The following is a 4,058-nucleotide window of genomic DNA, read 5'->3' on the forward strand; positions in this document are numbered from 1 at the left end:
GCGCCCACCAGCCGCTTGTACACCGCGTCGTAGCCGCTGACGTCGGGCACCACGACGCGCAACAGGTAGTCGATGTCGCCGCTCATGCGGTAGAACTCGACGATCTCCGGGATGCCGGCCACGACCTTGCAGAGCTTCTGCATCCATCGGTCATCGTGCTGCGTGGTGCGAATGGAGACGAAAACGGTCACCCCGACATTGAGCTTCTGTGGGGAAAGCAAGGTGACCTTGCGCAGGATGTAGCCCTCCCGCTCGAGCCGTTGCACGCGCCGCCAGCATGGCGTGGTGGAGAGGTGCACCGCCTCGCTGAGCTGCTGCAGGGAGATGGTGGCATCCCGCTGCAGGTGTTCCAGAATCAACTTGTCAATGCGATCCATGGGAAAACTTTTCTCATAATTTAACGTTTAGGGGTTTGATCATTCTCCATGGATCCCGATTTCTTGGAAAAATTGTATGCTTTTTTCGGGTCGTCTTTTCTACACTGGACAGCAACTCAACGCTTCCTTGCTGGCCCATGCCTCACGCGCTTCAACCGTCCACCCTTCTGGCCCACAGGGCCCGCCGGCCCTCCTTGCACTACGGCATGGTCAATACGCCGGTCTATCGGGGCTCGACCATCGTCTCTTCGACCTTGCAGGAATGGGAGAGCCGCAAGACTCCGGAGAACGCCTACGCTTCCTACGGCCGCTTCGGCACGCCGACCACGGCGGCGCTCGAAGAACTGGTCGCGCACGCGGAAGGAGGCTACCGCTCCATCGTGCTGCCGTCGGGGCTGGCTGCGTGCACCCACGCCATCCTGGCGCTGGTGCGCACCGGCGACCACGTGCTGGTGTGCGACAGTGTCTACGGGCCCACGCGCGCCTTTGCCGAGAAGGTGCTGAGCCGCTTCGGCGTCACCGCCGAGTTCTACGATCCCCTGATCGGTGCGGGCATCGCCGACCTGCTGCGCCCCAGCACGCGAGTCGTGTTTGTCGAGGCGCCCGGTTCTGGCACCTTCGAGATGCAGGACATACCCGCCATCGCTGCCCAGGCGCACAAGGTCGGGGCCTATGTGGTCATGGACAACACCTGGGCCACGCCGCTGTTCTTCAAGCCCTTCGCGCATGGCGTGGACGTGTCCGTGCAGGCCGGCACCAAGTACATGGTGGGCCATTCGGATGCGATCCTGGGTGTGGCCACTGCGAACGAGCGCGCCTGGCCCCTGCTGCAAAGGGGGGTGCAGGACTTCGGCCAGACCATCGGGCCGGATGACATCTTCCTGGCGCTGCGCGGCTTTCGCACCTTGGCCCTGCGCATGCAGCAACACGGGGCCACGGGCCTGCGGCTGGCACAGTTTCTGGCCCAGCATCCGCTGGTGGAGCAGGTCATGCACCCGGCCTTGCCGAGCGACCCGGGCCATGCCTTGTGGAAGCGCGATTTCACCGGCGCCAGCGGCCTGTTCTCCATTGCGCTGCGTCCCATGGATCGCACTGCCCTGGCTGCCTTCTTCGACGCTTTGCAGCTGTTCGGTATCGGTCTGTCGTGGGGGGGCTATGAAAGCCTGGCGCTTCCGATGGATCGTCCCCGCCGGAATGCCCGTCCCTGGCATTTGCAGGGGCCACTGGTCCGCATCCATGCCGGGCTCGAAGACGTTGACGACTTGACCGCCGACTTGACCCAGGCTCTGGCGGCTGCGACGGCAACGATCTCCACCCAGCCGGCTGCCGTGGTGCACCTTGAGCCGGCCTGCTGAGTATGGTGCGCGTCCTGCATGTGCATATGCATGTGCATGGCGGCCCGTCGCTGCCTGGCTTGCCGCCTCGGGTTGAGGGCATCACGCGAAGCATTGCTTCGCTGGCAAGCGATGGTGCCCGGGGCCGGAATCGAACCGGCACGCCTTGCGGCGGGGGATTTTGAGTCCCCTGCGTCTACCAATTTCACCACCCGGGCACGGGAGGAAGGAAGCCCAAAATTATGGCACAGTGGGCCCATGCAATATCCGACGATTGAAGACGCGATTGGGAAGACGCCACTGGTCGCGCTGCAGCGCATCGATGCGGCAGCCAACGCGCAGCGCGGCAATGTGATCCTTGGCAAGCTCGAAGGCAACAATCCCGCCGGTTCGGTCAAGGACCGGCCCGCCCTGTCGATGATCAAGCGCGCCGAGGAGCGCGGCGAGATCAAGCCCGGCGACACCCTGATCGAAGCGACCTCCGGCAACACCGGCATCGCCCTCGCGATGGCCGCGGCCATCAAGGGCTACCGCATGGTGCTGATCATGCCGGAGGACCTGTCGGTCGAGCGGGCCCAGACCATGAAGGCCTTCGGCGCCGAATTGATGCTGACCCCGAAGAGCGGCGGCATGGAGTACGCGCGCGACCTGGCCGAGCAGATGGTGCAGCAGGGCAAGGGGCGGGTGCTCGACCAGTTCGCCAATCCGGACAATCCACGCATCCACTACGAGACCACCGGCCCCGAGATCTGGACCGACACGGGCGGACGCATCACCCACTTCGTGAGCGCGATGGGCACCACCGGCACCATCACCGGCGTCTCGCAGTTCCTGAAGGAAAAGAATCCGGCGGTGCGCATCGTCGGTGCGCAGCCCGACGAAGGTTCGCGCATCCCGGGCATCCGCAAGTGGCCGCAGGAATACCTGCCCAAGATCTACGACCCGAGCCGGGTCGACCAGGTGGTCAACGTGAGCCAGGACAACGCCGAGGAGATGTGCCGCCGGCTGGCCCGCGAGGAGGGCATCTTCGGCGGCATCTCGGCCGCCGGCGCGCTGTGGGTGGCCCTCGAGATCGCCAGGACGGTCGAGAACGCGACCATCGTCTTCGTCGTGTGCGACCGTGGCGACCGCTACCTGTCGACCGGCGTCTTTCCGGCTTGATATGAATCACCCCCGCAGCGCCTGCGGCGCCGCCCCCTCGAGGGGGCGATACCGGCGGCCCGGCGAAGCCGGTTCCCCGGTATCCCTGGTTTTGGGCGTGCCGGTTTCGGGGGGCTGCGCGCCGCGCGATTGTGTGATGGAAACCTGAGAGGAAACATGCCCGAACCCAAGTTCTGTCCCGACTGCGCCACGCCGCTGGCCCACATCGAACTCGCCGAGGATGGAGGCCCGAAGTCGCGCCTGCGTTGTCCGGCATGCGGCTGGACGCACTGGAACAACCCGACGCCGGTGCTGGCCGCCATCATCGAGTACCGCGGGCAGGTGCTGCTGGCACGCAATGCGGCCTGGCCGCACAAGATGTATGCGCTGATCACCGGTTTCATGGAGGCCGGCGAGACGCCGCAAGAGGGCATCGCGCGCGAGATCAAGGAAGAGACCAACCTCGACGCGAGCGAGCTGAATCTGGTCGGGGCCTATGACTTCAAGCGCATGAACCAGGTCATCATCGCCTATCACGCGGTCGCCGATGGCGAGGTCCGGCTCTCGCCCGAGCTGGTGGACTATCGTCTCTACGACCTGCCCGCGCTCAGATGCTGGCCCGCAGGTACCGGCTACGCGCTCGCCGACTGGCTGCGTACGCGGGGGCATGAGCCCGAATTCATCGAGTGGCCGAGGCCAGCCTCCTAAAATCGTCGCAGTTTCAAGGAACGGCCATGCACATCCACAAAGAGCTCGACACCCGCGGCCTCAATTGCCCCTTGCCCATCCTGAAGGCCAAGAAGTCGCTCAACGAAATGCAAAGCGGCGAGTTGCTGCAGGTGGTGTCCACGGATCCGGGCTCGGTGCGCGATTTCCAGGCGTTCGCCCGCCAGACGGGCAACGACCTGGTCGACCAGCAGACGGTCGGCAGCGATTTCATCCACGTGCTGCGCCGCCGCTGAAGCGCAGTCGCCATGAAGCCGGGATTTCGCATCGCCGTCGTGGCGGTTGCGTTGGTGGGACTGGCCGCCGCGTGGGCCTTGATGGAGTGGAGCGATGGTGTGGCTTTGAACGTCGACAGCACCGCTGCATCTGCTGGCGCCGTCCCCCTCGCGGTCCTCGGCGATTCCAACAGCCACGCCTACCAGGATCGCGTTGGCTTTCCTGCCTCTTCCCCCGAGCGAGGCGGTGAGTTGCGCCCGAGCAC

General features: G+C 65.1%; 6 protein-coding genes and 1 tRNA gene. 5 read left to right on the forward strand and 2 right to left on the reverse strand.

What is annotated here, in order from left to right; translation table 11 throughout:
• Positions 1 to 377 (reverse strand): Lrp/AsnC family transcriptional regulator (locus AC1D2K_RS31210; protein WP_478093874.1); only part of this gene is annotated, 377 nt, incomplete at its 3' end.
• Between the two features lie 137 nt (positions 378 to 514).
• Between AC1D2K_RS31210 and metC the strand changes: the two genes are divergently transcribed.
• Positions 515 to 1,732 carry a cystathionine beta-lyase gene (gene metC / locus AC1D2K_RS31215; protein WP_478093882.1) on the forward strand — a complete coding sequence of 406 codons (1,218 nt, stop codon included), beginning with the start codon at positions 515 to 517 and terminating at the stop codon, positions 1,730 to 1,732.
• Positions 1,733 to 1,844: 112 nt separating this feature from the next.
• On the opposite strand, the gene AC1D2K_RS31220 is transcribed toward metC, so the two are convergent.
• Positions 1,845 to 1,929: transfer RNA gene (locus AC1D2K_RS31220), tRNA-Leu, on the reverse strand.
• 40 nt (positions 1,930 to 1,969) lie between these two features.
• On the opposite strand from AC1D2K_RS31220, the gene cysM reads away from it, so the two are divergent.
• The 4 genes from cysM to AC1D2K_RS31240 all read left to right on the forward strand — a co-directional run.
• A complete protein-coding gene (gene cysM / locus AC1D2K_RS31225) occupies positions 1,970 to 2,872 on the forward strand; it encodes a cysteine synthase CysM (protein ID WP_478093876.1) in 903 nt (300 codons plus the stop codon).
• Positions 2,873 to 3,028: 156 nt separating this feature from the next.
• Positions 3,029 to 3,559: an NUDIX domain-containing protein gene (locus tag AC1D2K_RS31230; RefSeq protein WP_442285750.1), complete on the forward strand. Its 531-nt coding sequence runs from the start codon at positions 3,029 to 3,031 to the stop codon at positions 3,557 to 3,559.
• A gap of 26 nt (positions 3,560 to 3,585) precedes the next feature.
• A complete protein-coding gene (locus tag AC1D2K_RS31235) occupies positions 3,586 to 3,813 on the forward strand; it encodes a sulfurtransferase TusA family protein (protein ID WP_478093878.1) in 228 nt (75 codons plus the stop codon).
• A 12-nt stretch (positions 3,814 to 3,825) separates the two neighbouring features.
• Positions 3,826 to 4,058: hypothetical protein (locus AC1D2K_RS31240; RefSeq protein ID WP_478093880.1), on the forward strand; the 233-nt coding region annotated here is incomplete at its 3' end.

The organism is Variovorax sp. P1_H12_2 (assembly GCF_056405335.1).

Excerpts from the sequence above, each read along its gene's own strand:
- metC (WP_478093882.1), top strand. The coding sequence starts at position 515 with ATGCCTCACGCGCTTCAACCGTCCACCCTTCTGGCCCACAGGGCCCGC.
- AC1D2K_RS31235 (WP_478093878.1), top strand. The coding sequence starts at position 3,586 with ATGCACATCCACAAAGAGCTCGACACCCGCGGCCTCAATTGCCCCTTG.
- cysM (WP_478093876.1), top strand. The coding sequence starts at position 1,970 with ATGCAATATCCGACGATTGAAGACGCGATTGGGAAGACGCCACTGGTC.
- AC1D2K_RS31230 (WP_442285750.1), top strand. The coding sequence starts at position 3,029 with ATGCCCGAACCCAAGTTCTGTCCCGACTGCGCCACGCCGCTGGCCCAC.